Source organism: Cupriavidus sp. P-10, from assembly GCF_003402535.2.
Taxonomy (GTDB): domain Bacteria; phylum Pseudomonadota; class Gammaproteobacteria; order Burkholderiales; family Burkholderiaceae; genus Cupriavidus.
Genome location: NZ_AP025170.1, coordinates 1687656 through 1712694 on the forward strand (window position 1 = coordinate 1687656; position 25039 = coordinate 1712694).

Consider the following 25039-nt stretch of genomic DNA (forward strand, 5'->3'; position numbering starts at 1 on the left):
CGGGTCGCGATGTCGTCAGGCCTCCATATTAGCGCTAACGCACCGCCTGCCCCCGCGTCGCAGCGGGATGGCGCGGGCCGCAATGGGGAGCTACCGTACCTGGGCGTCGACAACCTCGATGTCGTCGAAGGCGATCGGCGAACCATCGGCGCGTGCCAGCGGTGGCGCTGCGATCTCAACGCCTGTTTGCTTGTCCACGAAGCGCTTGGCGCGCCGCTTCGGTTCCGCTACCCATCGTTCCGCCCACGCCTTGAGGCTCAGGTACGTCGGCAGGAAATCGCGTGCGCTCTCGGTCAGGAAGTACGCGCAACGTGTGCTGCCTTCAGGCTTCCTGCGTGCCAGCAGGCCATGATCGGTCATTGTCTGGAGCCTGGCGCTCAGGATGTTGGAAGCGATGCCGAGCCGGCGCTGGAACTCCTCGAATCGTGTCGACCCGTAATACGCCTCGCGCAGGATCAGGATGACCCAGCGTTCGCCCAGTACTGCCGATGCCTGTGCGACAGGACATGGCATCGGGAGGAATCCGGATTGGCTCATATCGGCGCAGGGGCTGGTGCAGGGGCCGGTGCAGGGGCGAGCGCCCTACAGGGAGGTCTGGAGTGCATCCAGGATTTCGCTGGACAGCGCTTCCGACCTGACGGAACGCGCCAGCACCATCCCGCCGACCATGGCCGACAGCGTGACGATGGCGTCCTTGCGCGCGGCCTCGTCATCGCCCCCTGCAATGGCTTCGATCAGTGCGGTCACGCGCGCCTCGAAGCGCTTGCGCGTCTTGGCGTCAAGGCGCGACACATCGGCGCCGAGTGCCGCGATGGCGCAACCCGATCCGGGATTGTCGCGGTGCTTCTTGTTCACATACGCCTGGACCACGGCTTGCTTGCGCTGCCGGGAAGAGGTTACCGACGTCGCCTCTTGCAGGAAATCCATGGTCTGGTCAAAGGCCGCGTCGACGGCCTCGGCAACCAGCGCATCCTTGGATTCGAAATGTGCGTAGAAGCCACCATGGGTGAGGCCGGCGCTTTTCATCAGCTGCGCAACGCCGATGCCGTTGACGCCGTGCTTGCGGAATTGCGTCGAGGCGGCCTTGACGATGTGCTTGTGGGTTTCAGCCTTCTGGTCGAGCGAGTAGCGCATGATCTGGAGCGAAGAATGACAGGGCGTGAGTGTCTGCAATATATAGCATTACGGTCATCATTGCATCGGGCGATTCCCGCAGGCTGCCGATTGCGCCAGGAAATGTGGCTGCCAATGGATGCGGGCCACCCCCTTCACTAGGGATAGCACCAAGGCAGCGGCAGGATGTTCGTCCTTGACCATGCCGGTCCGCCTGACTAGCATGTAGACGCTGGATACATCAGCGGGGCATTGCAGGAATCTGACGACGCGCGGCATGTGGAACGACATGGCCGCCGCGATCGTACGCCCATCTATATGACGATCATCATGGCATGACGGATAACGGAGACAAAGCACATGAAACCACAGCAATCCAGCTCGCCGGGGACGGTTGACGTCCAGGCGTTTATCGACAGCCAGAGATTCTCGCCTTACCAATGGATGGTCCTCATCGTCTGCTTCCTGGTGGTGGTGGCGGATGGCTTCGACACGGCCGCGATCGGCTATGTCGCGCCATCCCTGACCAGGGAGTGGGGCGTTTCCAAGCTGGCGATGGGCAATGTGCTGAGCGCTTCGCTGGTTGGCCTTGCACTCGGCGCGCTGATCGCCGGCCCCTTTGCGGACCGGTTCGGGCGCAAGCCCGTGCTGGTTGTATCGGTGGCCGTCTTCGGCCTGTTCAGCCTTGCCACCGCGTCGGCGGCGTCCGCCGTCGAGCTGTCCGGCTGGCGCTTCCTGACGGGCATGGGGCTGGGTGCCGCCATTCCCAACGCGACCACGCTGCTGGCCGAGTATGCGCCCGCCAGGCGCCGCGCGTTCCTGGTGAACAGCATGTTCTGCGGCTTTACGCTGGGTGCCGCCGGCGGTGGCTTCCTTGCCGCGGTCATGATTCCCGAGCTTGGCTGGCGCAGCGTCTTTATCGTCGGCGGCGTGGTGCCGCTGGTCCTTGCCGTCATGGTGCTTGCGCTGCCGGAATCGATCCGGTTCATGGTCCTGCGCGACTGGCCGGCGGAACGGATCAGGACGGTGCTGGGACGCATCGCAGGTTCCGCGCAGTTCCAGGCGTCCCGCTTTACCTTGCCCGATGACCAGGCCGACAGGCTGCGCTCGCCGCTCTGGCTGATCCTGTCGCAAAAGTATCGGATGGGAACGTTCATGCTCTGGACGACCTATTTCATGGGTGTCCTTGTCTTCTACCTGGTGACGAGCTGGATGCCGACCCTGGTCAACGAAACCGGCGCGACACCGGCTGAAGCCTCCCTGATCGCAGCCCTGTTCCCGCTGGGCGGCACGCTGGGCGCCATGGCGTGCGGCTGGCTGATGGACCGCATCAATCCGCATCGCGTCATCGGCCTGGCCTATTTCTTTGCGGCCGTATTCACGCTGGCAATGGGGCACGCGAGCAATGGGTCATACCTGACGATGCTGACGCCGGTCGCCGGGCTGTTCATGGGGGCGGGCCTGGTCTCGATGCCCGCGCTGGCCGCCTCGTTCTATCCAACGCAGGGCCGCGCCTGCGGCGTCGGCTGGATGCTCGGCATCGGGCGCTTTGGCGGCATCCTCGGCGCTGTCGCCGGTGGCACGCTGTTGCAGCTGGGCCTCGACATGAGCGCGATCCTGAGCATCCTCGCCGTGCCATCTCTTTTCGCAGCCATTGCTGTCGCCGCAAAGGGAATGGCGGCGGACGGGAAACCGTCGCAGCAAACGGCTGTTGCGAAAGAGGCATGACCCACCTGTTGGCCCCGGGGTGTTGACCCGGACATGAGCCTGCTCCGCCTGCCAGGGGGCAGCGGACGCGGGCTGCAGGACAGGCAAAATCCCGCCGGGAGATGCCGACGGATAGCATCGGCGCACGCGGGGTATCGTCACGCCGTAACGGCGTTGCGGCTTGACATGCAGGTTGGCCGCGGCCTCGCAAGGACGGTCGCGGCCACTCGCGTCATGTGGTGCTTGCAGGAGCGCCCGCGCCACTGTCGTTCAGATCCGTGGGGTGCTGCGTCACTGCAGGCTTGCCCGGATTGATCTCGTTCGCATCGGCAGGCACCCTGATCCGGTACCAGATCGCATACATCGCTGGCAGGAACACCAGGGTCAGCACCGTGCCGGCAAAGGTGCCGCCGATCAGCGTGTAGGCCAGCGTTCCCCAGAACACCGAATGCGTCAGCGGAATGAAGGCCAGGATCGCCGCCAGCGCGGTCAGGAGCACCGGCCGGGTACGTTGCACCGTCGCCTCGACGACCGCATCGAACGGCGCCATGCCGGCTTGCTTGTTCTGGTGGATCTGCCCGATCAGGATCAATGTGTTGCGCATCAGGATGCCGGACAGCGCGATCAGCCCGACCAGGGCGTTGATCCCGAACGGCTGCTGGAACAGCAGCAAGGTAGGGACCACACCGATCAAGCCCAGCGGGCTGGTGGCAAGCACCATCACCATGGCGGAGATCGAACGCACTTGCAGGATGACGATCAGCAAGGTCAGGGCCAGCATGATCGGGAACAGCGGCAGCAACGCCTTGGTGGCCTTGTCGGACTCCTCGATGGCGCCTGCCTGTTCGATCCGGTAGCTTGCCGGCAACCTGGCGACGATCGGCTGCAGTTGCTGCTGGATAGCCGCGGATACATCGGGCGGCTGCAGCCCCTCGGCGATATCGCCGCGTACCGTGATCGTCGGCGTACGGTCGCGGCGGCGCAGGATCGGATCTTCCATGCGCACATCGACGGTGCCTACCTGGGAGAGCGGAATCCGCTGTCCCGCCGCCCCGGTCAACGTGAAGCCGGAGATCTTTGCGGGATCCAGTCGGATGTCGCCGGCGGCGCGGGCAAGGACCTGTACCGAGCGGATGTCCTCCCGGACTTCGGTGACCGGCACGCCGTTAAGGAGCAGCTGCAATTGCTGCGCGACGCCGCTGGAAGTCAGGCCGACGGCCTGCAGACGATCCTGCTGCAGCGTGAAGTGCAGGGCGGGTGCTCGCGACCCCCAATCGGTATTGACGGTTCTCATCAGCGGGCTGGCGTCCATTACCTGGCGCACGTCCGCGGCAATGGCACGCAGCTTGTCCGGATCCGGCCCGGCGACGCGGAATGCGACCGGGAAGGGCGAGTAGGGACCGAACACCAGCTGGCTGACGCGCACGCGGGCCTCCGGCGCCAGCCCGTCGGCAATTGCCTGGCGCAAGCGGACCTTCAGCGCTTCACGTTCGTCCTGGCTCTCGGTCCGCACCACGATCTTCGCAAAGGAGGGGTCCGGCAACTCCGGCGCCATGGCGAGATAGAAGCGGGGCGCGCCCTGGCCGACGTAGGCCGTCACGATCTTCGCTTCCGGCTGCCTGGCGAGCCAGGCTTCGACCTTTGACGTGGCCGCGCTGGTCCCGCCGATGGCAGTGCCATAGGGCATCTGCACTTCGACCAGCACCTCGGGGCGATCGGAAGTCGGGAAGAATTGCTTCTTCACAATGCCCATGCCCAGCACCGACACCGCGAAGCCGCCCACCACGACCGCGGCCACGATCCACTTGCGCCGGATCACAAGCCCCAGCAGACGACGGAAGCGGTTGTAGTTGGGCGTGCCATAGATGGCGTCGTGACCACCTTTCGCCTTGCCGATCTCGGGCAGCAGCTTGACGCCAAGGTAAGGCGTAAAGGCAACGGCGACGATCCAGGACACGATCAGCGCAATGCCCACGATCCAGAACATGTTGCTGGTGTATTCGCCGGCCGTGGAGCGGGCAAAGCCGTTAGGCATGAAGCCCACCGCAGTGACCAGGGTGCCGGACAGCATCGGCGCGGCAGTATGGCTCCAGGCATAGGCCGAGGCGGCAATGCGGCTGTAGCCTTCCTCCATCCTGACCACCATCATTTCGATCGCGATGATGGCGTCGTCCACCAGCAGGCCCAGCGCCAGGATCAGCGCGCCCAGGGTAATGCGGTCGAAGCTCTTGCCTGTGGCCGCCATCACGACGAACACCGCGGCCAGCGTCAGCGGGACAGCCGCAGCCACGACGATGCCGACGCGCCAGCCCATGCTCAGGAAGCACACCACCAGCACCACCAGCAGCGCGACAAAGAACTTGACCATGAACTCATCGACCGATGCGCTGATGTTGACGGACTGGTCGGTCACCTTGGTGAGGCTTATGCCGAGCGGCAATGCTTCATTGATCGCCGACACCTCCGCATCCAGCGCCTTGCCCAGGTCCAGGCCGTTCCAGCCGTCTCGCATCACGACGCCCAGCAGCAACGCGGGTTCGCCGTTGTTGCGGACGAGGAAGGTCGCCGGATCTTCATAGCCACGTTCCACCGTGGCGACATCCGAAAGCTTGAGTGTGCGGCCCTGTGCCACCACCGGCGTGTCGCGGATCTTCTGCAGCTTGTCGAAGGCGCCGTCGAGGCGGATGAACACCTGGGGACCCGCGGTGTCGATCGAACCGGCGGGCGTGAGTGTGTTCTGGCTGTTCAGCGCCGCCAGGATGGCCTGCGGCGAGATGCCCAACGTCGCCAGGCGGTCATGGGAAAAGCTCACGAAAATGCGTTCGGACTGTTCCCCGATGATGTTCACCTTCTTCACGCCGGCGACGTGCAGGAGGCGCTGCCGCAGTGCTTCGGCATCGCGGACGAGCGCCCGCTGCGACTCGCCCCTGGCCTTCAACGCGAACAGCGCGAAGGTCACGTCCGAATATTCGTCGTTGACAATGGGGCCGATGACGCCGGCGGGCAGGGCGGCGGACTCATCCCGGATCTTCTTGCGGGCCTGGTAAAACTCTTCCTGGACCTCCGAAGGGGGGGTGCTGTCGAGCAGGGTTACTGTGGTGAATGCCAGGCCGGGGCGCGTGTAGGTCTCCGTGCGGTCGTACCAGCGCAATTCCTGCATGCGCTTTTCCACCCGTTCGGCCACCTGGTCCTGCATCTCCTGCGCCGTCGCGCCCGGCCAGGCCGTGATGACAGTCATGGTTTTCACCGTGAAGGCGGGATCTTCCGCGCGGCCCAGCTGGAAGAAGGCGATGACGCCTGCCACCGACACCAGGATGATCAGGAACAGCGTGACGGACCGCTCGCGGACCGCGAGTGCCGAAAGGTTGAAACCACTCATTGCAGCGCTCCTTCCCCGGAAGCCTGGGTAGCCTTGGTGCCAATGGCTGCGATCCGAACCTGGTCGCCTTCCCGCAGCAAGTGCGCGCCAAGCGCCACGATCCGGTCGCCGGCCCTGAGCTCACCCGCCACGCGCGCGGCATCGTCGTCCAGGCTGCGGACCTTCACCGGGCGCCAGGTGACGCGGTTGGATTTTCCGTTCAGCATCCACACACCCGGGCCTTTGCCCGGATCGAAGAGGGCGCCGATCGGCACCTGCAGGTCGGGTTGCGTGGCGGTGCGGCTGACTTCCGGGATCTGGACGATAACGGTGGCGCCGAGCGGGGCCTCGGCCAGCGCGCCTTCGAGCACGTACCTCGCTTCGTAGGTGCGGGTCTGCCGGTCCGCCGCGCTGGAAAGCTGCCTGAGTTTCGCCGGTACGGTCAGCGTGTCATTGCCGTAGAGCGTTGCCTCGCCAACGGAACCCACCGGCGGCAGCAGCGTTTCGGGCAGGTGGACGACGGCTTCGCGCCGGCCGGCATGCGCCACGCGCACCACCACCTGGCCGGCACTGACGACCTGCCCGGCATCGGCCAGTGTTTCCACGACAACGCCGTCGGCGTCGGCGACCAGGACCGCGTAGCCGGTTGCATTCCTCGCCACGTCGGCCTGGGCTTCCGCTGCTTTGAGCTGGGCCCTGGCCGACTCCGCCGCTGCCTTGATCTGGTCATAGGCCGAGGCCGATACCGCGCCGGTCCCGACCAGGTCGCGATACCGGGCTTCGTCCTCCGCCGTTTGCCTGGCCCGTGCCCGCGCGGCAACAACCGTCTCCTGCTGCGCATGCGCTGCCAGCTTCAGGTCGTTCGGATCGATGCGCATCAGCGGCTGGCCGCGCTTGACGGCCTGGCCCGTATCGACGAGCCGCTCAACGACTTTGCCCGCCACACGAAAGCCCAGATCGCCCTGGATTCTGGTGGCCACGATTCCCGTGAATGCACGAGTCGGGGTGGCCGGATCCTGGACGATTCCGACCCTGACCAGCGGAGGCTGGCTGCGGGGATCGGGTGCCGCGGGCTCGCCGCAAGCGGCTAGTACAAGTGGCAACACGCACGCGGCGGCGGATAAGGCGATTCGGTGCTGAAGCATAAGATCCTCTCGAGCGAGACTGAACCTGGATTATTGTTCTGGTGACTAATTTAGTCAATGGTCACAATGGCGCAAAACAAAAGCGGCGTCTGATGCGCCGCTTCCGGCAATGTTCAGTTCCTTCCTATGGAGCCAGGCTGCGCAGGATCAGGCTGGAAAGCTGGGCGTGAGCCTCCGCGGCGACATCGAGGTTGTGCTGCAGCAGCAACGGATCGATGTAGGGACGCATGACGAGGTAGATGCCGTTGGCGGTCTCGTCCAGCGGTGTCTTGCGCTCGAATTCCCCGGATTTGCGACCCTCCAGCACGATCCGCATGACGAGATTCCGAATGTGGTCCTCATAGGCGAGTACCGGCTGCCACCGCTCCTGCGCCGCCGCCGAGGCAATGGCGTAGAGCTTGCGGTCCTGGAAGAACAGGCGCACCCCGGCCTCGACGAGCGTCTTGAAAAGGCGCCGCAAGCGCTCGGAAGCGGTCGGGACCGCTGCAAGGGCCTCGTCGACCTCGCTTGTGATCGCGCCCAGGCAGTTGGCGCATATCACTTCACCGATCGCCTGCTTGGAATCGAAGAACTTGTAGATGTATGCCTTGGAGAAGCCGATTGCCTTGGCGAGGTCGGAAACCGTTGTCTTCTCGTAGCCGTAGAGGCTGAAGTGCTCGGTGGCAGCCTCAACGATCTGCGAGCGGACGTTGTGGTCCGCGGGGCCTCGGGACGGCAGGACAGGGGGTGTGGTTTCGATCATTCGGCCAGCTTACCGTGGCAGACGGTCATTGACAACTAGTGACCGTTTTATAATATAGTCACAGTTCCGATCGATCTTGAGTACCGCACATCCATGCCTTTTCCTCGCTATCTAACCCTGTTGCTGAGTGCCGGCGTCATGGCGGGTTGCGCAGTCGGCCCTGACTACAGAAAGCCGGATGCCCCGGTTTCGCAAAGCTACCTGGGACAGTCCGGTGTTGAACAAAGGCAGGCGCCGACGCCGGCGGAGCTGACGACGTGGTGGGAAGGATTCGGTGACCCGATGCTGACCCGCCTGGTGTCTGTGGCGTTGGCGCAGAACCTGGACCTGGCGCAGGCCTCAGCGCGCGTCACCCAGGCACGCGCGGGCCTCGGCGCGGCCAACGCGGCCTTGCTGCCTTCAGGCAGCGCCAGCGCGCAGGCGGCCAGGAGCTACCAGTCGATCGAGACGCCCGTCGGCAAGTTGCTGAATGCCACGCCGGGCTTTGACAGGTATGGCAACGCCTACGAGGCAAACCTCGGCGCCGGCTGGGAGCTGGACGTATTCGGCGGACTGCGCCGCGGGCGGGAAGCCGCCCTGGCGGAGTACCAGGCCTCCACAGCGGGTGCCTCCGCGACGCGCCTCGCCGTGGCCGCGCAAACGGCCGATCTCTACATCACCGTGCGTGGGTTGCAGGCCCGTCTCGGCATCGCCAGGCGGCAGATGGAGACCCAGCAGAAGCTGCTCTCGACGGTTCGCCTGCTGTTCAGCAAGGGGCTTGCAGCCGAACTGGAAGTCCGACAGGCCGAGGGGGCGCTGGCTCAGGTCAGCGCCACCATCCCGGTGCTGGAGACCGGGCTCGATGCCGCGTTGAACGCGCTGGACGTGATGCTCGCTGTCCCGCCGGGCACGTATCGCGCCGAACTGGCCGGTCCCGGTACGATTCCCGCCGCACCGCAACTCGCCGGCACGGGTTCGCCGGCGGACCTGCTGCGACGCAGGCCCGACCTCATCGTCGCGGAGCGCCGGCTGGCGGCGGCCAACGCACGCATCGGCGTAGCGATGGCGGAGTATTACCCCAAGTTCTCGATCAGTGCCCTGTTGGGCAGCGCCACGACCGTAGCCAGCGGCAACCTGTTTTCAGCGGGCGCGAGCCAGGCAGCGGGCGTGCTGGGCTTGCGCTGGCGCTTGTTTGATTTCGGCCGCATCAATGCACAGATCGAGCTGGCCCGAGGCCAGGAGGCTGAAGCTTTGGCGGCGTACCGGCAGGCCGTGCTGCGCGCGACCGAAGATGTCGAAAACGCCTTCTCCGCGCTGATCAATCGTGAAAGCCAGGCCGGCACACTGGCACAAGGCGAAGCCTCGCTCACGCAGGCGCGAAACGCCTCGCTAGCCGCCTACCAGAAGGGCGTCGTTCGCCTGATCGAAGTGCTGCTTGCTGACGAGAGCCTGCTGCGCACGTCTGATGCCAGGGCGCACGCACAGGCCGAATCGGCCCGCGCCGCGGTGGCGGCGTTCAAGGCGCTCGGCGGCGGGTGGGAGCCGGCAACGGGTGTGGCTGCGCTGGTCCCGGCGGGAAGCCAGATGAATTAACGACGTATGAACAAGCCATGGCATTACGGTCATCAGGGCGACCACGCGCGCTGGCTTTATACGGAATCGCCCACAAGGAACGCCATGGGCGACAGGAAGGGCGCGCCAGCGCATGGCTGGCGCCGCTTACTACAGTGACAGCCGCAGGATCAGACAGCGCGGCGGACCATCAGCTCCTTGATCTTGCCGATGGCCTTGGTCGGGTTCAGACCCTTGGGGCACACGTCGACGCAGTTCATGATGCTGTGGCAGCGGAACAGGCGGTACGGGTCGTTCAGGTTGTCCAGGCGCTCGCTGGTGGCCTGGTCACGGCTGTCCGCGATGAAGCGGTAAGCCTGCAGCAGGCCGGCGGGGCCGACGAACTTGTCCGGGTTCCACCAGAACGAGGGGCACGACGTCGAGCAGCTGGCGCAGAGAATGCACTCGTACAGGCCATCCAGCTCGTCGCGCTCTTCCGGCGACTGCAGGCGCTCTTTCTCGGGCGGCGGCTCGTCGTTGATCAGGAACGGCTTGATCGAGTTGTACTGCTTGAAGAAGTTCGTCATGTCGACGATCAGGTCGCGCACCACCGGCAGCCCGGGCAGCGGACGCAGCACGATGCGGTCCGGCAGCTCGCGCATGTTGGTCAGGCAGGCCAGGCCGTTCTTGCCGTTGATGTTCATCGCGTCCGAGCCGCACACGCCTTCGCGGCACGAGCGGCGGAACGAGATGGTCTCGTCCAGCTTCTTGAGCTTGACCAGCGCGTCCAGCAGCATGCGCTCGTGACCGTCCAGCTCGACCTCGTAGGTCTGCATGCGCGGTGCCGCATCCTTGTCCGGATCGTAGCGGTAGACTTCGAAAATACGCTTCATTTCTGTGGGTCCTGTTTTCTCTACGACGCGGTGCTCAGAAGGTACGGGCCTTCGGCGGCACGCTTTCCACCGTCAGCGGTTCCATCTTCACCGGCTTGTAGTCGAGGCGGTTGCCTTCGCTGTAGAACAGCGTGTGCTTGAGCCAGTTCTGGTCGTCGCGGTTCGGGAAGTCGCTGTGCGCGTGGGCACCGCGCGATTCCTTGCGGGCCGCCGCCGAGATCATGGTGGCCTTGGCCACTTCCACCAGGTTGGCCACTTCCAGGGCTTCCACCAGCGCGGTGTTGAAGACCTTGGACTTGTCCTTCAGGTGGATGTTGTTGGCGCGCTCGGACACTTCCAGGATGCGCTCGACGCCTTCGTCCATCAGCTTCTGCGTACGGAACACGCCGGCATGCGACTGCATGTTCTTGCGGATGTCGTTGGCGACGTCCTGCGTGTACTCGCCCGACGACGTGGCCTGCAGCTTGGCCAGGCGCGACAGCGCGAGGTCGGCGGCATCGGCCGGCAGCGGCTTGTGTTCCTTCTGCTTCAGGTTCTGCGCGATGATGTGGTTGCCGGCGGCACGGCCGAACACCACCAGGTCGAGCAGCGAGTTGGTGCCCAGGCGGTTGGCGCCGTGCACCGACACGCACGAGCATTCGCCGATCGCATAGAAACCGTTCAGGACTTCGTTCGGGTTGCCGTTCTTCGGCACCACGACCTGGCCGTGATAGTTCGTCGGGATACCGCCCATCTGGTAGTGGATGGTCGGGACCACGGGGATCGGTTCCTTGATCGCGTCGACGTTGGCGAACTTCATGCCGATTTCGCGGATCGACGGCAGTCGCTTCATGATGGTCTCGGCACCGACGTGGGTCAGGTCGAGCAGCACGTAGTCGCCGTTCGGGCCGCAGCCGCGGCCTTCCTTGATTTCCTGGTCCATCGAGCGCGAGACGAAGTCACGCGGCGCCAGGTCCTTCAGCGTCGGGGCATAGCGCTCCATGAAGCGTTCGCCGTCCTTGTTGCGCAGGATACCGCCTTCGCCGCGCACGCCTTCGGTGATCAGCACGCCCGCGCCGGCCACGCCGGTCGGGTGGAACTGCCAGAACTCCATGTCTTCCAGCGGCACGCCAGCGCGTGCGGCCATGCCCAGGCCATCACCGGTGTTGATGAAGGCGTTGGTGGAAGCGGCGTAGATACGGCCGGCACCGCCGGTCGCGAACAGCGTGGTCTTGGCTTCGAGGATGTAGACCTCGCCGGTTTCCATTTCCAGCGCGGTCACGCCCAGCACGTCGCCGTCCTGGTCGCGGATCAGGTCCAGCGCCATCCACTCGACGAAGAAGTGGGTCTTGGCGCGCACGTTGCGCTGGTACAGCGTGTGCAGCAGCGCGTGGCCGGTCCGGTCAGCCGCGGCGCAGGCGCGCTGCACCGGCTTCTCGCCGTAATTGGCGGTGTGGCCGCCGAACGGGCGCTGGTAGATGGTGCCGTCGGGGTTGCGGTCGAACGGCATGCCGAAGTGTTCGAGCTCGTACACGACCTTCGGGGCTTCACGGCACATGAACTCGATGGCGTCCTGGTCACCCAGCCAGTCCGAGCCCTTGATGGTGTCGTAGAAGTGATAGTGCCAGTTGTCTTCGCTCATGTTGCCCAGCGAGGCACCGATGCCGCCCTGCGCCGCCACGGTGTGCGAGCGGGTCGGAAACACCTTGGACAGCACGGCCACGTTCAGGCCGGCTTCCGCGAGCTGGAGGGATGCGCGCATCCCGGCGCCGCCAGCACCGACGATGACCACGTCAAAGCGGCGACGCGGCAATCCAGTCTTGACTGCGACCATTTATTACACCCTCCAGAGAATCTGAGCAGCGTAGCCCGCGCAACCGACGAGCCACAGAATCGTAAGTACTTGCAGCACGAGGCGCACCGCCATCGGCCTCACATAGTCCATCCAGATGTCGCGCACGCCGATCCAGGCGTGGTAGAGCAGCGACAGGATGGTCAGGAACGTGATGATCTTCATCCACTGGTTGGCGAAGAGCCCTGCCCACGCTTCGTACGAAGCGCCGTTCGACAGCAGGAAGGCAATGGCCAGGACCACGGTGAACACCACCATGATCACGGCCGTGACGCGTTGCGCGAGCCAGTCTTTCAGGCCGTAATGGGCACCGACGACCAGACGCTTGGGACCGATATTGTTATTTGCCACCTTGATTCTCCTCAGAACAGGCCGAACAGCTTCAGGCCGAAAATCAGGGTAAGCAGCAGGCTGACAACCAGCACGCTGATGGCAGACTTAGCCGAAGCGGGCTTGGACACACCAACGTGCACATCCAGCAGCAGGAAGCGGATACCCGCGCAGAAATGATGCAGATACCCCCAGATCAGGGCCAGCACAACCAGCTTGACAAAGCCACCGGACAGCAGGGCCGAAAACTTTGCGAAGCTCAGTTCGGAGGTGATGCTCTGCTCGAACAGATACAGGACGAAGGGAAGGAGGAGGAACATCAAGGCACCGCTCACGCGATGCAGGATGGATACCTTGCCGGCCCAGGGCAACCGGTATTTCGCGATCTGCGAAATACCGATATTCCGGTATTCGGGCCTGGTGGATAGTTGCTTTTCCATGGGGCGCTGATTTCTTGTAGTGGGATGATTCGCCGCCTTTGCCTTGAACAACACGATTCGAACGCGGTCTTCGACACCGTGAAGCCCCGGCAAGGGGTGATACGCGCGTATTTTGGCCTTCCGCTGATATACTGTCCAATATCTATCGCATCTTTCTGATATATAGGACGGCAGATATCGCATGGAGCTGCGGCATATTCGCTACTTTCTCGCCGTCGCTGACGAGCGCAACGTAACGCGGGCAGCGGAAAAGCTCGGCATTGGCCAGCCGCCGCTCAGCCAGCAGATTCACGCGCTGGAGGAGGAGCTCGGTGTAAAGCTGTTTCGCCGGACCGGGCATGGCGTGGTCCTGACCGAAGCGGGCGAGGCGTTCGCAGCGGATGCCCGGCGAATACTCCATGACACGCGCGCGGCCGTAGAAAAGGCACAAAGCGCCGGACGGGGCGAGATCGGGCGCCTCAACATCGGATTTACCGGTTCTGCCGCGTTCAACCCCGTGGTCTCCAGGCTGATCCGCGCATATCGGCAGGATTACCCCAATGTTGTCCTGACCCTGGCGGAAGGCAACACCTCGCAACTCCTCTCCTATCTCAACGATGGCCGTGTCGATGTGGCGTTTGTCCGATTGAGCGGGCAGTCGCCGGCGGGGGTTCAACTGCAGCACATTGCCGTGGAGCCAATGAAGGTCGTGCTTCCCGCAACCCATCCTCTTGCGAAGCGGCGCCGGATATCCCTCGAAGCATTGGCGGAAGACCATTTTGTCCTGCTACCCCGCGAGGCGAGTCCGACCTTGCATGACGTCATTGTCGGCGCCTGCAAGCAGGCCGGTTTTGATCTCATCGCCGGGCAGGAAGCGCCGCAACTCTCTTCGGTTGTGAATCTCGTTGCAGCGGAGTTCGGCGTGTCCATCGTCCCTGCGTCTGTTTGCCAGATTCAGGTCGAGGGCGTTGTCTATAAGGACATCGTCGGCAGCCCGGTTTCCATCCGCCTGGCACTCGCGTCACGGATTGAGTCGACCCCTGCGAAAACGGCTAACTTCCTCGAAAAGGCTCAGGGATTCGGCGTCGGCGCCAACGCAGGCTGACCTGCATGATGTGGCTGGGACGTGAAGACACGCCTTACCATCGGCGCAAAGACTTCCAGCGGCAGGGTGTCATAGTGGGGATCGAACGAGTTTTGATCCCACTGTTCGCAGAAGCGTTCGGCCGATGCAAAGTACGGGTGCCCGCGAAACGCCTCGCGTGCGTGCCTGTCGCGACCAATATGGTGCCAGTAGTAGACCCCCTGGAAGACGCCATGGTGCCGGATGACCCAGTAAATCTCGTCCGAGACAAACGGCCGCAGAATCTCCGCCGCGACGGCTGAATGATTGTCCGGAGCCAGGACGTCACCGACATCATGCAGCAGCGCAGCAACGATCCATGCCTCGGATGCCCCATCACGACAGGCACGCGTCGCGGTCTGCAGGACATGCTCCAGGCGATTGACCTGGTAGCCGCCATCGTCGCTCGCCTGTGTTGACAAGATCTCCAGGATCCGATCGGGTAGCGCATGGCTGTATGCCTCGTCCCGGGCGGCCAGCATCTGGAACTCTTCGGCCGTGCCGGCCTTCATCTCGATGAAATTGACTTTTTCCACGTTTAACCAGAAATAGTAGAGGGTGCGTCAGTTCGGCACGGCCACGGGCAGTTGTCGGCAGCCGTGCCACTGGTCGGCAATGCGGATCAGTCCAGCTTGATGCCGACCTCGTCGACGACTTTCTTCCACTTGCCGGTTTCGCTCTTGATCAGCGCACTGAGCTGCTCGGGCGATCCGCCAGCCGGAACGAGGCCCATTTCGGTCAGCTTTGCCTTGGTCTCCTTCTCTTGCAGGATGGCGTCGATCGCTTGATTCAACCGGGTGACGATCTCTTTCGGCGTTCCTGCCGGCGCCACGAAGGCGGACCAGAAGATCAGCTCGAACCCGGGCACCCCGGACTCTGCCACCGTGGGCAGGTCCGGATAGTCGGGAGAGCGCTTTGTCGTGGTCACCGCCAGGGCCTTCAGCTTGCCCGCCTTGACCAGGGGCATGGCTTCAGGCACGAGCGCCATCATGACTTCTACCTGCCCGGCCATCAGGTCCTGGAGCGCGGGCGCCCCGCCTTTGTAAGGCACATGCATCGGCTTGACGCTGGTCGCCTTCTTGTAGAGCTCCATGCCCAGATGGTTTGGCGTACCGTTTCCGCCGGATGCGTAGGCGATGCCGGGCCGCGCCTTCAGGTACTCCAGCAACTGCGGCATGGACTGCACCGGTACGCCGGGATTCACGACCACTACGCAGGGAATCGTTGCGGCGAGGGCAATTGGCGCGAAATCTTTCTGCGGCGCATACGGCAGCTTGCTGAACAAGCTCGGGTTGACCGTCAAGCCGCTCATGGTGGAAAGAAAGATCGTGTAGCCATCGGCCGGCGACTTGGCAACGAAGCTTGCCGCGATGGCCTCGCTTGCACCGGGCCGGTTCTCGACGACAACAGGCTGGCCGAATTTCGCGGAGAGCTTCTGGCCGACCAGCCGCGCGACGGCATCCGTCGATCCGCCTGCCGGATACGGGACGACCAGACGGATCGGCTTGGTGGGGTAATCGCCCGGCTGCGCCATCGACTGCATCGGGCTCAGCGTCAGGCAGGCGGCGAAGAAGGGAATAGCGAACTTCATGGCAGTCATCCTCTGGATGGAAAGATAGCGCATGCGGGCTCTGGCCCGTACGCGGGGTGAGCTGACATTCAGCCGCTGCTCGAGCGCACGGAAGGGGTTGGCTTCCGGCTCTATCGCATTGCGTCGCGCCGATGTCGTCATGTCGGCATCATCGGCGACGGATGCGGCGCGAGACAAACAAGAATTTGATGGCGCCAGGGCAAGCTTCGCTGGTTCGGTAATAACCCTGAGCCGGTGATGGTGCATCGCGACGCTGCTGCGACACGCGTATGGTGCACCCCGACATCCGACGCACCATACCCATGGCATGCGCACCAGAATGCGCATACCTGACAGGCTTGTGCGCCCGATGATGGCGCAATGTCCTGCTTGCATGCGCAGGACTAGGGTTAGTACGGAATCAGAACGGCTTGCCCTGGTGCCATCAAATTCTTGTTTGTCAGCCGCCACATCGTTCGCCCATGATGATCTCAACGCGGCGTCGGGGGCTTCGGTGTGACAGCCTCCACGCGCTAATCCTCCGAGGCAAGGCATCGAGAAAATGGGCAAAGATACACAACAGATCAGGGCAGGCGTCGATATCGGCGGCACCTTCACGGATGTTGCACTGGAGTGCAACGGCCGCATCCATACGGCAAAGATACTGACTGACTACGAGAAGCCCGAGCGTGCCATCGTCGCCGGGCTGAAGGCCGCGGCGCGCGAGGCATCGATACCAGTGGGATCGATCGGCGCGATTATCCACGGCACCACGCTGGCCACCAACGCACTGATCGAGCGGCGCGGTGCGCGCACCGCATTCATCACGTCGGAGGGATTTCGCGACGTGATTGAAATGCGCACCGAAGGGCGTTTCGAGCAGTATGACCTGGGCATTACGTTGCCGGCGCCGCTGGTCCCGCGCAATGACCGGTTTACCGTCGCAGGGCGTCTGGATGCAACGGGCCAGGAACTTGTGCCGCTGGACCTGGCCGGGGTGGAGGCCGTGACCCGAAAACTGCGCGCTGGCGAGTATGAAAGCGTTGCGATCGGCCTGATGCACAGCTATCGGAATGGCGCACACGAACGCGCGGTGCGCGACCTGGTGGCAAAGGCGCTGCCGGACATCGCCATCTCCATCTCGAGTGAAGTGTCGCCCCAGATCCGTGAATTCGAGCGGTTCAACACGGTTTGCGCCAATGCCTATGTCAAGCCGCTGATTTCTTCGTATCTGAACCGGCTTGCCGGTGCGCTGGCCGAGGACGGGATGCGCTGCCCCTTGTATCTGATCCACTCCGGCGGGGGGCTGATGTCGCTGGGAAGCGCCGCCGAGTTTCCGGTGCGGCTGCTGGAATCCGGGCCGGCAGGCGGGGCGATCTTCGCCAGCGACATTGCCGCGCGCTACGCGTTGCCGGAGGTGGTTTCGTTCGATATGGGCGGGACGACGGCAAAGATCTGCCTGATCGAGAACCAGGTGCCAAAGACAGGGCGCGTGTTCGAGGTGGCGCGGACCTATCGCTTCAAGAAGGGCAGTGGCATGCCGATCTCGATCCCCGTCATCGAAATGATCGAAATCGGCGCTGGTGGCGGCTCGATCGCCCACGTCGATGAGATGAAGCAGGTGCGGGTCGGACCGGAAAGCGCGGGTTCCGAGCCGGGGCCGGCATGTTATGGCCGCGGCGGCAGGCGCCCCACGGTGACCGATGCGGACCTGGTGCTGGGCAAGCTCGATCCTGAACGCTTTGCCGGCGGCAGCATCAGGCTGGACCGCCTGGCATCGGAGACGGCGCTGGCCAACGATATCGGCAAGCCGCTGCAGGGCGAGACCATCCAGGCCGCCCACGCCGTGGCGGAAGTGGTCGATGAGAGCATGGCCAATGCGGCGCGCATGCATGCGGTAGAAAACGGCCGCGCCCTGGAGCAGTACACCATGATCGCCTACGGGGGCGCGGCGCCGCTGCATGCCGTGCGCTTGTGCGAAAAGCTTGGCATCCGCAGGCTGCTGGTCCCCGCCGGGGCAGGCGTAGGCTCGGCCATCGGTTTCCTGCGCGCGCCGTTTTCTTATGAGTCGTTGCGCAGCGCCGTGATGCGACTGGCAGATTTCGATGCCGGGGTGGTGAACCATCTTCTTGAGCAGATGGAGGCTGAGGTTTCGTCCTTCCTGGCGGATGCCGGCTACGAAGGCGAAACCATACGCGAACTCCGCGCCTACATGCGCTATGCGGGGCAGGGCTGGGAGATCCCCATTCCCGTGGAAATCCACCGCTTCGATGCGGCCAGCACCGGGACGTTGCGCGAGCGTTTCACCGCGTCCTATGTCGAACTGTTCGGACATGCCGTCGATGGGCTCGATGTCGAGGTTGTCAGCTGGGCGCTTTCGCTGCGCACCGAACTGGCCCCTCCGCAACGTGTACAGGCATGCAGCGGCCAGGTGCCGCCTGCCGGGGCCGCCACGGCACCGATGGCATGGCGCGATGTCCTCGACGCAAAGACCGGGCAGCAGCACCGCTGCGCAATCTATGACCGCGGACAACTCGTGCAGGGGGAGGGCATCGACGGGCCCCTGATCGTTGTAGAGCGGGAGACCTCTACCTACGTCAGCCCGGACTACCGGGTCACCCGCCAGCAGGACGACTGCCTGCTCATCGAACGCCGCAATTGAGGATGAAAGCAATGAGCCATCAAATCGCAGTACACCAGCAGATCATGTGGAACCGCCTGATTTCCGTGGTGGAGGAACAGGCGATCACGCTGATGCGCACCGCGTTCTGCACCAGCGTGAGAGAGGCGGGAGACCTGTCCGCCGGGGTTTTCGATGCGCAAGGCCGCATGATTGCGCAGGCCGTCACCGGAACGCCTGGCCATGTGAACTCCATGGCGGAGTCGGTGGCGCATTTTGCGCGCTTGTTCGACCCGCAACGCCTGGCACCCGGCGATGTGCTGGTCACCAATGACCCCTGGATGGGTACCGGCCATCTGCACGACATCACCGTGGTGACGCCAGTCTTCCGCAAGCAGGGCGACGCGCCACGGCTGATCGGCTATTTCGCGTCGACGGCGCATGTGGTGGATATTGGCGGCCGCGGCTTCGGGCCCGACGCAGGGGATGTGTTCGAGGAGGGAATCTGTATCCCGCCGATGAAGCTGTACAAACGCGGCGAGCTTAACGAAGACCTCATCGCCATCCTGCGCTGCAATGTACGAGAGCAAGACCAGGTCGTTGGCGACTTCCAGTCGCTCGCCGCCTGCAACGAGACCGGCAGGCGCCGCCTGGACGCGATGCTTGATGAGTTTGCCTTGACGGATCTCGCTTCGCTGGCCGAATTTATCTTTGCGCACAGCGAGCAAGCCACCCGCGCGCGCATCCAGGGACTGCAAGGCGGACAGCACAGGTATGCCATGACCGTCGATGGCTATGAGCGGCCGATTGAACTGAAGGTTGCCGTCGAGGCCAGGGCGGGGGCGCTGCACGCCGACTTTGCCGGCACCTCAGGCACTAGCCGCTATGGCATCAACGTACCGCTGACCTATACCAAGGCTTACACGTGCTATGCGCTCAAGTGCGCCATCGCGCCTGATATCCCCAATAACTGGGGTTCCCTGCTGCCGTTCGAGATCTCGGCCCCGGCAGGCTGCATTCTCAATGCACCGCGGCCATGCCCGGTATCGGTACGGCACGTCATCGGGCATCTGATTCCCGATGTCATCCTCGGCGCGCTGCAGCCGCTTTGCCCGGAAGTCGTTCCCGCTGAAGGGGCGAGCGCGCTGTGGAACCTGCAGATGCGCTTCCAGGGCGTCACCGACGAGACGAACGGGCTCCAGCACGAAGTGCTGATGTTCAACACTGGCGGCACCGGCGGCCGCCCGTCGAGCGACGGACTCAGCGCCACGGCATTTCCAAGCGGTGTCCAGGTCATGTCGGTCGAAGTGACGGAGAGCGTGGGCCCGATCGTCATCTGGCGCAAGGAGCTGCGGCCGGATTCGGCGGGCGCAGGGCGGTGGCGGGGTGGCCTGGGCCAGCATATTGAAATCAGTGCCCGCGCCGGCTACGAGTTCAGCCTGAATGCCATGTTCGATCGTGTTGCGTTCCCCGCGCGAGGCCATCACGGCGGTGGCAACGGTGCCGCCGGCAGGGTGGCCCTGGACGACGGCACCGTCCTGAGAACCAAGGGCAAGCAGACCATTCCGGCCGGCCGCAGGCTGGTGCTCGCCCTTCCGGGCGGTGGCGGCAACGGGCCGGCCGGCGAGCGCGCGGCAGACCTTGTCAGGCGCGACGTCGCCTTCGGCTACCTCAGCCGAGAGCAGGCAGAGCGCGACTATCCGCACGTCTTTGCCGCTGCTGCCGCGGCCGTAAGCAGCGTCTAAGCAGCGTCTAAGCAGCGGCTCGCCAACGCCAAAGTCCTGGCGTTGTCATCCAGGGCCTGCGCCATGCCCGGCTGCAGGCCTTTCTGCTTGCTAGCCTGCTTTCCACTTGCAACGCGATTCGTAGCCGATGACCTCGGGCTGGCAGACATACTCGAGCAACCACTCGATAAACCGCTTGAGCACGGGAGACTGCGCGCGTTCCTGCTTGAAGCAGAGGAAGAATTGAGGCGTTTTCTCCAGAGGCAACTGGCGCAACAGATCTACGCCGAACGGCGCAACCAGTTCCCCGGCTTCGATGTGCCTGAGCGCGTCCAGGTAGGAGATAAAGCCGATACCTAGCCCGGCCAGCGTGGCCTCCAGCATGGCGTCGTGCGTGTGCAGCTGGAGCACGGACTGTCCCGCTTTCGGTTCGAGCCCCAGCATCTCGAGCGTGTCAGGCCAGAGCGAATTCTTTGCCAGCGGCAGCACCAGGTTATGGCGCAGCAAGTCTTCCGGTGCGTTGATCGGCTGCCGTGCAAGCAGGGGCGGGGCGGCAACCAGTACCTTCAGGTCTTCGATCAGCGGTATCTCGGTCAGCGTGCTGCTGCCCCCGTAGCCCCAATGGATCGCGGCATCGATGCCCTGGTGGTCAAGATCGACCATCTCCACGCCGACCGACATGCGGAACTCCAGTTCAGGGAGGTCGGCGGTGAAGTTTCCCAGGTTGCGCACCAGGTAATGCGTGGAGAAATAAGGGCTGACATGGAGATACAGGCTCTTCTTCGCCGTGTCACCGCTTACGGCACTGACGCCCTGTGCGAACTGGTCCAGACCCTCCTTGACCGGGCCATAAAGCCGCCTGGCTGCCTCGGTCGGCGTCAGGCTGCGGATGCTGCGCTCGAAGAGGCTTTGTCCCAGCGAGGACTCCAGGATCTTGAGTTGCTGGCTGATCGCCTGTGGCGTCAGGCAAAGCTCGGCCGCCGCCTGGCGAATGGAGCCCCGGCGATAGATGGCCTCGAAGATGCGGAGCGTGTTCAGAGGTGGCAGTCTGTATTGCATGGATCTCATCACGTTGCGCAATTGGATAGGGACGGTCGTTCCTACGGCGTCCAGGGCGCGCGAGCACCGGCGTCGATTCCGCAAGCCGTTATAGCACCGGGCATGCGCCCCGTAAATCTAGGCTTGCCCTCGGCCGAGGAATTTCTTGTTTGTCAGTGCCTGCCGCCGCGGAAAAGAATGGGAGGCAGCGAGATGCGCCTTGCCTGCGCTGTCTTCCGTGAAACCAGAGACCTGAAGAGACGACACCATGATCTCCACCACCGACCCGCATATCAATCGCGTACCCAGAAACATGTCCCGGGAAGAATGGGAGACGCGAGTCCAGCTGGCGGCCGCCTACCGTCTTGCCGCGAAGTTCGGGATGACGGACCTCATCTATACCCACATCTCCGCCCGCGTGCCCGGTACCCCGGACCAGTTCCTCATCAATCCGCATGGTTGGTTCTTCGACGAGATCACCGCCTCGTCACTGGTCAGGATCGACGTGAACGGTCAGCCGATCGGGGACGAGCGCTTTGAAGTCAATGCAGCCGGCTTCACCATTCACAGCGCGTTGCATATGGCACGCCATGACGTGGAATGCGTGGTGCATCTGCACACCACCGCGGGAATGGCCGTCGCGGCGATGAAATGTGGCCTGCTTCCCATCAACCAGATCAGCATGCAGTTCTACAAGCGCGTGGCCTATCACGACTACGAAGGCATCTCCCTGGAGCTGGATGAGCGCGAACGCATCGTCCAGTCGCTGAAGGACAAGGATTACCTGATCCTGCGCAACCATGGCCTGCTTACCACCGGCAGGTCGGTGGCCGAGGCGTTCACCCGCATGTTCTACCTGAATCGCGCCTGCGAGATCCAGGTGACGACGCTGTCGGCTGGGCAGGAGCTGGTAATTCCTTCGCCCGAGGTTTGCGAGCACGCGGCCAGGCAGCACGATAACTACGCCTGTCTCGACACTGTGCATCTCGATCGCGAGTGGACGGCGCTGCTGCGGCTGCTGGAGCCGGATGCCGCGGGGTATCGTTGCTGAATCTGGATTTGACAGCGGGGTCCTTGAATGGTGCCGACGAACGCATCCTGCAAGTTGCCGGGGCGATTGAGAAGGGCCTTCGCTGAAGGGCAGTGCGCTTGGACGCTCTAGATACCCGGCTGTCCTACGATCTTGGCTTCCACCACAGGGCCAGCCCGGGCTACCTCCTGGTCCAGCAAGTCAATGATGCCGGCGACGACGCGCAGTTCGCCCATCCGCACGCCTGCCAGCGCAAGCGACAGCGGCAGGGCGGGCGCGGCGATGTGTTGGCCGATTGCTGCCACGTGGCGGTCCTGCCGTTCGATCAAGCCACTTTCGCCGCCGCCGCTGGCGTGCAATGCCTGGCCGAAATCCCATGCCGCGGCGCGCGTCTGCACAAGCGCCGCGCCGATCAGCGTTTCGTCCAGGCGGCCGGCCACGTTGTCTGCCAGCCGCAGCAGCGGCCAGACCGCGGCGAGCCGGTCCTGAACCTCATCGACCATCAGCAACAGGAGATCGTTGACGCGCTCGAAATCCGCCCGTGGCAGCGGGTAGTCGGCCAGCGTCCGGGCCGCGGCGATACCCAGGTCCAGGTTGATATGCGCATTGATGCCGAGCAGCAGATGTTGCGATACCGTAGGCCGCCAGCGCCCTGCGGCATCGAAGGCGACCTGCCATGAACGGGTCACCGGGGCGCCGCCGAGGTGCGCCGCCAGCGCTTCGAAGTACCGGGTGGCGAACAGCACCACCAGGCGTTCGGCTGCCTGGGGTTGCTCGAAGGCGCCGGCCGCGAGGGCACTGCGGGCACGCAGCGTGACGCCGCGGTAGAGCGCGGCAAAATAGCCGAGCCGGCTTGCATGCTGGCGCGACCAGGCAAGGACCGCATCGAAGCGCGCGAGGACTGCCGCGCCGTCAGGCGGCGGCAGCGGATCGAGCAGGAGGCTCATTCGCCTATCGTGACGTGTTCGATCCCGCCATCGTCGTCGAGCGCAATCGAGACGCACAGGTTTTCGTCCCGCGCCTTCTCCAGCAGGCGTCGCAGGCGCTCGTCGTGGCGCTTCACGGCAACCTCGCGCTGTCCGTCCAGCAGGGCAGCGAGCAGCCGCCCGCGGGCATCGAAGCGCAGGGCGGTGACGAAGCCCTTCAGCAGGCGGTGCCCGCTTCCCGGCAGTTTCTCCACCACGATTCCGCCAAGGGTTTCGGCATCGGGCTGGTAGGTCAGCACCTCGCGCGCACCGGGGAAGGCGTCGCCGGCGACCGCGATTTCCGCGATGGCTTCGAGCGGGCTCAGCACCGTGAAGCGCACGACTTCGATACCCGCCCCGAAAGCGATCTGGGTTGCGGCGGTGAAGGCCGCATCGTGGATCGTTACCGCTACCCTGTAGCGGCGGCCCGGCCGGAAGCGGGCGGGCTCGACCGTGAGGCGTGGATCGCGCGGGCGTCCGACCTGCACCGAGGTGAACTCCATGCGCGCGACCTTGTGCTTGCCTTCCAGCAGGCCCTTCAGTTCGACGCGCAGCGGGGCGATACCAGGTTGCGGGAAGTCTGCCTTGGCAACGAGGGTGCCATCCTGCTGCGGATGCATCGGCCAGGTGCGGCCGGTGAAGTCGCTCAGGACCGCTTCGAACTTGCCGGCGGCGGGCTTGCCCTGGAACATCGGCGTCGCGGTGACGACGCTGGTGTCCTGCGGATTGAGCTGGAAGGGATCGACATGCAGCAGGATATCGAACTCCGGGCTGACCGAGCGCGCCATCAGGTTCATGCGCAGCGGCCGGAACTGCGGGTCGCCGGCCACGCGCACACGCCAGGTACCGGCTTCGGGCGAGGGGACGTGCAGCGCGGTCATCCATCCCACGCCGATCTCGAAGGCACCGTTGATCCCGTGGCGGAACAACGTGCCCGACGGCGAGGTGGCTTCGATCGAAGGGCGGCCGGGGTGATGCCACGTCAGTCCCAGCAGGAGTTCCTGCGAGATGTCGTCGACATCGACTTCGAACTGCGCCTCGTTGATGCGGCGTCGCGATCTTTCGTCGCTGCCTTCCGTCGTCAGGCCCGGCAGGCTGAACTGCTCCCACAGCAGCCTGGAGGCTGGCCATGCCAGCGGCCGCAATGGCAGGATGCCGTTGTTGTTGACGACCTTCATCGAGTTCGTCATCAGCGCTGCCGAGGTGTCTGCCGCATACGACGGCGTGGTGCTGATCGTCTTTGCGGTGCTGCCGAAGGGCTCGGCTTCGGCGACCAGGTCCGTCAGCGTCGCGTTGAGCAGATCCGAGCCGATCCCCTGCGCATTGAGCGCGATGCCGTTGCCTGCCAGCAGCACGGCAAAGTCGATGCCCTGCTCGAATTCATAGCCGCCCTTGGTCAGCCGGTTGTCATGCTGGATGGTCTGGTTGCCGTCGGTGAACAGCACGATTTTCTTCTTGTACACCGCGGGGAACAGCGGCGGAGGGTTGGCGACCATGAAGTCGGCGACGGTCCGCACCGCATGGAAGATATCGGTCATGCTGCCAACCGCTGCCTGCACGGAGGGCTGGTTTTCGATGGCGCTGACCACGTCTTTCCAGGTCGTGGTGTCTCCCACCGGAAAATTGCCCTGGCCGATCAGTCCGTTGGTCTGCGTGGCGAAGTACCAGAACGAAACCGCCCAGGTTTCACCGGATGACGATGTCTTGTTCTGGATCTCATCGATGATGTACTGCACCGACTCCGAGGCTTCGACGATCTTGTCCTTGGACGAGCCGTTGCCGGCGGCGTGGAACATCGAGCCCGAGGCATCGATCAGGATAGCGAGTTGCTTGTCCATGCAGTGCTCCTGTTCGGACGAATAGCGCTTGCGCGACGGACAGGGGCAAGTTCGAACCCCAGT

The 25039-nt window shown here is 64.1% G+C and carries 20 protein-coding genes; 6 read left to right on the forward strand and 14 right to left on the reverse strand.

All coding sequences use genetic code 11. From position 1 onward, the window contains the following. Positions 1–90 precede the first annotated feature (90 nt). Both CTP10_RS07810 and CTP10_RS07815 read right to left on the reverse strand, forming a co-directional pair. Positions 91–513 (reverse strand): winged helix-turn-helix transcriptional regulator, encoded by a 423-nt coding sequence (locus tag CTP10_RS07810; protein WP_233528348.1) that lies wholly within the window; start codon positions 511–513, stop codon positions 91–93. Between the two features lie 69 nt (positions 514–582). Next, on the reverse strand, positions 583–1134 hold the full coding sequence (locus tag CTP10_RS07815; protein WP_116322617.1) for a TetR/AcrR family transcriptional regulator: 552 nt from the start codon (positions 1132–1134) through the stop codon (positions 583–585). Between the two features lie 339 nt (positions 1135–1473). Here CTP10_RS07815 and CTP10_RS07820 point away from each other — a divergent pair, with 339 nt between their 5' ends. Continuing rightward, the gene (locus tag CTP10_RS07820; RefSeq protein WP_116322618.1) at positions 1474–2841 is read left to right on the forward strand and encodes an MFS transporter; all 1368 of its coding nucleotides are present in this window, start codon (positions 1474–1476) and stop codon (positions 2839–2841) included. A gap of 211 nt (positions 2842–3052) precedes the next feature. Here CTP10_RS07820 and CTP10_RS07825 read toward each other — a convergent pair whose 3' ends face one another. The 3 genes from CTP10_RS07825 to CTP10_RS07835 form a co-directional block, all read right to left on the reverse strand. Continuing rightward, on the reverse strand, positions 3053–6199 hold the full coding sequence (locus CTP10_RS07825; RefSeq protein WP_116322619.1) for an efflux RND transporter permease subunit: 3147 nt from the start codon (positions 6197–6199) through the stop codon (positions 3053–3055). Next, positions 6196–7323 carry an efflux RND transporter periplasmic adaptor subunit gene (locus CTP10_RS07830; RefSeq protein ID WP_116322620.1) on the reverse strand — a complete coding sequence of 376 codons (1128 nt, stop codon included), beginning with the start codon at positions 7321–7323 and terminating at the stop codon, positions 6196–6198. Before CTP10_RS07830 ends, CTP10_RS07825 begins: the two co-directional genes overlap by 4 nt. Positions 7324–7447: 124 nt before the next feature. After that, on the reverse strand, positions 7448–8065 hold the full coding sequence (locus CTP10_RS07835) for a TetR/AcrR family transcriptional regulator (protein ID WP_116322621.1): 618 nt from the start codon (positions 8063–8065) through the stop codon (positions 7448–7450). Positions 8066–8158: 93 nt separating this feature from the next. On the opposite strand from CTP10_RS07835, the gene CTP10_RS07840 reads away from it, so the two are divergent. Then, positions 8159–9637, forward strand: coding sequence for an efflux transporter outer membrane subunit (locus CTP10_RS07840; RefSeq protein ID WP_116322622.1), 1479 nt, complete (start codon positions 8159–8161; stop codon positions 9635–9637). 149 nt (positions 9638–9786) lie between these two features. On the opposite strand, the gene CTP10_RS07845 is transcribed toward CTP10_RS07840, so the two are convergent. Genes CTP10_RS07845 through sdhC form a run of 4 tightly spaced genes read right to left on the reverse strand, consistent with a single transcriptional unit; the run spans position 9787 to position 13089 of the window. Beyond that, positions 9787–10488, reverse strand: coding sequence for a succinate dehydrogenase iron-sulfur subunit (locus CTP10_RS07845; RefSeq protein ID WP_011298473.1), 702 nt, complete (start codon positions 10486–10488; stop codon positions 9787–9789). 34 nt (positions 10489–10522) lie between these two features. Then, entirely contained in the window at positions 10523–12301 is a 1779-nt protein-coding gene (sdhA, locus tag CTP10_RS07850; protein WP_022535986.1) for a succinate dehydrogenase flavoprotein subunit, read from the reverse strand. A 3-nt stretch (positions 12302–12304) separates the two neighbouring features. Further along, positions 12305–12670, reverse strand: coding sequence for a succinate dehydrogenase, hydrophobic membrane anchor protein (gene sdhD / locus CTP10_RS07855; protein WP_116324062.1), 366 nt, complete (start codon positions 12668–12670; stop codon positions 12305–12307). Between the two features lie 11 nt (positions 12671–12681). After that, entirely contained in the window at positions 12682–13089 is a 408-nt protein-coding gene (gene sdhC, locus CTP10_RS07860) for a succinate dehydrogenase, cytochrome b556 subunit (RefSeq protein ID WP_271815643.1), read from the reverse strand. Between the two features lie 181 nt (positions 13090–13270). Here sdhC and CTP10_RS07865 point away from each other — a divergent pair, with 181 nt between their 5' ends. Next, entirely contained in the window at positions 13271–14173 is a 903-nt protein-coding gene (locus CTP10_RS07865) for a LysR family transcriptional regulator (RefSeq protein ID WP_116323539.1), read from the forward strand. Here the strand turns inward: CTP10_RS07865 and CTP10_RS07870 are convergent. Next, positions 14140–14727 (reverse strand): HD domain-containing protein, encoded by a 588-nt coding sequence (locus CTP10_RS07870; RefSeq protein WP_233528452.1) that lies wholly within the window; start codon positions 14725–14727, stop codon positions 14140–14142. The two genes, CTP10_RS07865 and CTP10_RS07870, sit on opposite strands and share 34 nt — an antisense overlap. An 86-nt stretch (positions 14728–14813) precedes the next feature. Then, complete coding sequence (locus CTP10_RS07875) at positions 14814–16028, reverse strand: Bug family tripartite tricarboxylate transporter substrate binding protein (RefSeq protein ID WP_233528451.1); 1215 nt, start codon at positions 16026–16028, stop codon at positions 14814–14816. A 295-nt stretch (positions 16029–16323) separates the two neighbouring features. Between CTP10_RS07875 and CTP10_RS07880 the strand changes: the two genes are divergently transcribed. Then, a complete protein-coding gene (locus CTP10_RS07880) occupies positions 16324–18423 on the forward strand; it encodes a hydantoinase/oxoprolinase family protein (protein ID WP_116323536.1) in 2100 nt (699 codons plus the stop codon). An 11-nt stretch (positions 18424–18434) separates the two neighbouring features. Further along, positions 18435–20126, forward strand: a complete 1692-nt coding sequence (locus CTP10_RS07885; RefSeq protein WP_116323535.1) for a hydantoinase B/oxoprolinase family protein — start codon at positions 18435–18437, stop codon at positions 20124–20126. A gap of 90 nt (positions 20127–20216) precedes the next feature. On the opposite strand, the gene CTP10_RS07890 is transcribed toward CTP10_RS07885, so the two are convergent. Then, positions 20217–21164: a LysR substrate-binding domain-containing protein gene (locus CTP10_RS07890; RefSeq protein ID WP_158577760.1), complete on the reverse strand. Its 948-nt coding sequence runs from the start codon at positions 21162–21164 to the stop codon at positions 20217–20219. Positions 21165–21411: 247 nt separating this feature from the next. Here CTP10_RS07890 and CTP10_RS07895 point away from each other — a divergent pair, with 247 nt between their 5' ends. Then, positions 21412–22194 (forward strand): class II aldolase/adducin family protein, encoded by a 783-nt coding sequence (locus CTP10_RS07895; RefSeq protein WP_116323533.1) that lies wholly within the window; start codon positions 21412–21414, stop codon positions 22192–22194. A gap of 107 nt (positions 22195–22301) precedes the next feature. Here the strand turns inward: CTP10_RS07895 and CTP10_RS07900 are convergent, their stop codons facing one another. Together CTP10_RS07900 and CTP10_RS07905 are read right to left on the reverse strand one after the other, a co-directional pair. After that, positions 22302–23120, reverse strand: coding sequence for a DUF5995 family protein (locus tag CTP10_RS07900; protein WP_116323532.1), 819 nt, complete (start codon positions 23118–23120; stop codon positions 22302–22304). Next, entirely contained in the window at positions 23117–24976 is a 1860-nt protein-coding gene (locus CTP10_RS07905; RefSeq protein WP_116323531.1) for a vWA domain-containing protein, read from the reverse strand. Before CTP10_RS07905 ends, CTP10_RS07900 begins: the two co-directional genes overlap by 4 nt. Positions 24977–25039 lie beyond the last annotated feature (63 nt).

Excerpts from the sequence above, each read along its gene's own strand:
- CTP10_RS07820 (WP_116322618.1), top strand. The coding sequence starts at position 1,474 with ATGAAACCACAGCAATCCAGCTCGCCGGGGACGGTTGACGTCCAGGCG.
- CTP10_RS07885 (WP_116323535.1), top strand. The coding sequence starts at position 18,435 with ATGAGCCATCAAATCGCAGTACACCAGCAGATCATGTGGAACCGCCTG.
- CTP10_RS07835 (WP_116322621.1), bottom strand. The coding sequence starts at position 8,065 with ATGATCGAAACCACACCCCCTGTCCTGCCGTCCCGAGGCCCCGCGGAC.
- CTP10_RS07845 (WP_011298473.1), bottom strand. The coding sequence starts at position 10,488 with ATGAAGCGTATTTTCGAAGTCTACCGCTACGATCCGGACAAGGATGCG.
- CTP10_RS07865 (WP_116323539.1), top strand. The coding sequence starts at position 13,271 with ATGGAGCTGCGGCATATTCGCTACTTTCTCGCCGTCGCTGACGAGCGC.
- CTP10_RS07840 (WP_116322622.1), top strand. The coding sequence starts at position 8,159 with ATGCCTTTTCCTCGCTATCTAACCCTGTTGCTGAGTGCCGGCGTCATG.
- CTP10_RS07825 (WP_116322619.1), bottom strand. The coding sequence starts at position 6,199 with ATGAGTGGTTTCAACCTTTCGGCACTCGCGGTCCGCGAGCGGTCCGTC.
- CTP10_RS07890 (WP_158577760.1), bottom strand. The coding sequence starts at position 21,164 with ATGCAATACAGACTGCCACCTCTGAACACGCTCCGCATCTTCGAGGCC.
- CTP10_RS07880 (WP_116323536.1), top strand. The coding sequence starts at position 16,324 with ATGGGCAAAGATACACAACAGATCAGGGCAGGCGTCGATATCGGCGGC.
- CTP10_RS07810 (WP_233528348.1), bottom strand. The coding sequence starts at position 513 with ATGCCATGTCCTGTCGCACAGGCATCGGCAGTACTGGGCGAACGCTGG.
- CTP10_RS07875 (WP_233528451.1), bottom strand. The coding sequence starts at position 16,028 with ATGCACCATCACCGGCTCAGGGTTATTACCGAACCAGCGAAGCTTGCC.
- CTP10_RS07900 (WP_116323532.1), bottom strand. The coding sequence starts at position 23,120 with ATGAGCCTCCTGCTCGATCCGCTGCCGCCGCCTGACGGCGCGGCAGTC.
- CTP10_RS07905 (WP_116323531.1), bottom strand. The coding sequence starts at position 24,976 with ATGGACAAGCAACTCGCTATCCTGATCGATGCCTCGGGCTCGATGTTC.
- CTP10_RS07895 (WP_116323533.1), top strand. The coding sequence starts at position 21,412 with ATGATCTCCACCACCGACCCGCATATCAATCGCGTACCCAGAAACATG.
- CTP10_RS07830 (WP_116322620.1), bottom strand. The coding sequence starts at position 7,323 with ATGCTTCAGCACCGAATCGCCTTATCCGCCGCCGCGTGCGTGTTGCCA.
- sdhC (WP_271815643.1), bottom strand. The coding sequence starts at position 13,089 with ATGGAAAAGCAACTATCCACCAGGCCCGAATACCGGAATATCGGTATT.
- CTP10_RS07815 (WP_116322617.1), bottom strand. The coding sequence starts at position 1,134 with ATGCGCTACTCGCTCGACCAGAAGGCTGAAACCCACAAGCACATCGTC.
- sdhA (WP_022535986.1), bottom strand. The coding sequence starts at position 12,301 with ATGGTCGCAGTCAAGACTGGATTGCCGCGTCGCCGCTTTGACGTGGTC.